The sequence below is a fragment of the Gordonia sp. 852002-10350_SCH5691597 genome (assembly GCF_001665715.1).
Taxonomy (GTDB): Bacteria; Actinomycetota; Actinomycetes; order Mycobacteriales; family Mycobacteriaceae; genus Gordonia; species Gordonia sputi.
Genome location: NZ_LZMO01000009.1, coordinates 1 through 3020 on the forward strand (window position 1 = coordinate 1; position 3020 = coordinate 3020).

General features: G+C 67.2%; 3 protein-coding genes. 1 reads left to right on the plus strand and 2 read right to left on the minus strand.

Going from position 1 to position 3020, the window contains the following annotated elements; translation table 11 throughout:
• Positions 1-143 precede the first annotated feature (143 nt).
• A complete protein-coding gene (locus A5777_RS00570; RefSeq protein WP_064861271.1) occupies positions 144-818 on the minus strand; it encodes a histidine phosphatase family protein in 675 nt (224 codons plus the stop codon).
• A complete protein-coding gene (gene pheA, locus A5777_RS00575) occupies positions 818-1810 on the minus strand; it encodes a prephenate dehydratase (protein ID WP_064861272.1) in 993 nt (330 codons plus the stop codon). Before pheA ends, A5777_RS00570 begins: the two co-directional genes overlap by 1 nt.
• Positions 1811-2048: 238 nt before the next feature.
• On the opposite strand from pheA, the gene A5777_RS00580 reads away from it, so the two are divergent.
• Entirely contained in the window at positions 2049-2852 is an 804-nt protein-coding gene (locus A5777_RS00580) for a DUF2470 domain-containing protein (protein ID WP_064861273.1), read from the plus strand.
• Positions 2853-3020 lie beyond the last annotated feature (168 nt).

Consider the following 3020-nt stretch of genomic DNA (forward strand, 5'->3'; position numbering starts at 1 on the left):
TTCCCCTACTTTCTGCACGTCGGCGCCGCACCCCGCGGGGCCCAACCCGACAGCGGCACAAACCTTCCCCCACTTTCTGCGCAGCGGCACGGCCCGGCCCGGCCCCGCGCGACGCCCGCCTCGCACGCCGGGACGGCGGCCCCCTACCCCATCGGGTCGGCGACGAGTGGCTCGTCGACGAGTTCGAACGGGGCGCGGGTGGCGCCCCAGCGGTGCGGGACCCACAGGCCGTCGGTGTATTCCAACTCGACGGAGCCGGTGTTGGGCAAATGTGTTGCGGCCGCGAACCTTCCGTCGATTCCCGCGAGGTGTGCAGCGACGAGCCTGATCGCCGCGCCGTGGCTGACAAGGTAGACGTCGCGGGCGTCGGGTCCGCTGAGATAACGCTGCGCGAGATCGGTGACGGCGGGCAGATACCGCTCGAACACCATCGTGAGCGATTCGCCGCCGGGGATCGGAGCGTCGGGGTCGCCGGAGTACCAACGGTCGATGATTTCGCGGAAGACGCCGTGAGCCTCGTCGTCGGTGCGGTCCTCGAGTTCGCCGGCCTGCACCTCGTGCACCCCCGGCACGATATCGGCGTCGGCGCCCCAGACCGACGCGATGACCTCAGCGGTCTGCTGGGCGCGGGTCGCCTGCGAACTCAGGAGCACCGGGGTGTCGGCCTCGTCGGTGCGCGTGATCGGATTCTCCAGGCCGTACCGAACCGCTTGTCGCACACCGAAATCGGTGAGCGAGGCGCCCGGTAGTGCGGTGTCGAGTCGACGCATCACGTTCGACGTCGTCTCGCCGTGGCGGACCAGATACAGACGGGCCATCAGTCATCACCATCCTTGACGTCGTCACCATCTCCCACTCCTCGACGCATCGCCGAAACCCACTCCTTGCCCGGCCGATGGTCCGGTGGCGGCGAGCCGATCACCCCACGCGCCGTCCACGAACCGAGATACACGATGTGTTCGGCCTCGCGGTAGAGCGCTTGGAGCGCTTCGGCCACCGCGTCGTCGTCGATATGCCCGACGGCGTCGAGAAAGAATCGGTACTGCCCGGGATTGGATTCGCCGGTATCCGGGTCGCGCCGAGGTCGAGATTCAATTCGAGTGAGATCGATTCCACGCGAAGCGAATTGATTCATCGCCGACATGAGGCTGCCGGGCTGGTTCGGTAGTTCGAGGATCACGGCGGTGCGGTCGGTGCCGGTCGGCGGCGGAGGCGACACCGGTCTGCCGACGAGGAGGAATCGCGTCGTGGCGTCGACAGCATCCGACACGTCGTCGGCGATCACGGTCAGCTCCGACAGTTCTGCTGCCAGGCGCGTGGTCACCGCGGCGTCGACCTTACCGGCGGCAACATCTTGTGCCGCACCGGCATTCGATGACGCGATGACGAATTCGGCTCCCGGATAGAGCTTTTCGACGGAGGATCGGACCTGAGCCGACGCGACGGGGTACGCGGCGATCCGTTTCACCTGCGACGCATCGATGGCCGTGGGAGCGGCGATGGCGAATGCGACGTCGAGCACGGTTTCGGCGACGACCTGCACACGCTTGGAACCGTCGGGGACGAGCGCGTCCATCGTCGCCGGTACCGATCCCTCGAGCGAACTCTCGATGGGGACGCACGCGAAGTCGGCGTCTCCGGCGCGGACCATCGCGATCGCGGCGGCCGGACTGGGCGCCGCCACCTTGGACACCTCGTCACTGTCGTCGCGGCGCGGAACCCCTGCGGCGCCCGTTTCGGTCGCGAGGATCTTGTCCAACGCCATCTCGGTGAAGGTCCCTGCCGGACCGAAGTACGCGAACACTGACACGACCCGAGCTTAGTCGACACAAAGTGAACATCTCCCTGACCTGCGCAGACAAACCGTCGACCGTCGACGAAACGTCGAAGAAGCGCCCGCTCGACGCCGAGCGCTGCACCGAAAGCGGCAGCCCCCTCGTCAGATTCCACGCGATTGCAACCATTGACGGATCACCCGAAGCGACTTTAGGTTAGGGTTACCTATTATGAGCTGGACAGCACATCAGCCGACCGGGAGTGAGTACCGCATGACACGAGCCGTCACCGACAGACCGACGGACGCCGAGGTCATCGCCACCGCATGTCGAAGGGCGGGAAGCGCGATGCTGGCCGTCGAATCACCCGTCGAGCCGTCGCAGAGTGCACTGCACAGCCACGAGGCCGACCTCGCCACCCCGACCCAGGTCGACCTGGTCCACCTCTTCGACACGCAGGCGTTCATCCTGGTCCCCACCGGGGGACCGGCGATGCGTGCGACCGTCGAGAGTCCCGACGGCTTGCCCGCGATGGTCGAGGTCACCGATTGCGCACCTATTGACCTGCGCGAACGGGTCCGCTCCCTGATCTGGCTCAACGGACGCCTGCACCACGTCCCTGCCAATCTCGAACGCGACCTCGCCGTCGAGATCGCCACCGAGCACCCCGACGAAGGACTCCTCGACATCGGTCACGGGCGGTCGATGATGCGACTGCAGATCGAGACCGCCGTCGTCGCATGCGGCGCGGGTGCGGCGTCGGTCGCCGCAGACGAACTCGCTCGCGCTCAGCCGGACCCGTTCTGGGAGTACGAGAACGATTGGATCAGCCACCTCGACGCCGCGCACGCCGACATCGTCGGACAACTCGCACGTCGACTTCCGCGTCACCTGCGGCAGGGCCGGGTGCGGCCACTCGGCATCGACCGCTTCGGACTGCGTTTCCGCGTCGAGGGTTCGGCCGGCGACTCCGACGTCCGACTCCCATTCCCCCATCCGGTGAGCGACGTCAGCGAGTTGTCGCGCGCGCTGCGCAACCTGGCGGGCTGTCCGTTCATGAACAGCCTGCCGGATTGAATAGACCACCCCCGCCCAGTCGAATCCGATGACCCCCTCGTCTAGATCGACTGGATTGCCAGGGCGCGCGGTCGGGCAGCCTGGCGGGCTGTCCGGGGCGTCGTGCAGAAACCAGGGGAAGAGTCGCGCGGTCGCGCTGGAATCTGGGGAAGAGTCGGGCGCGCGGTC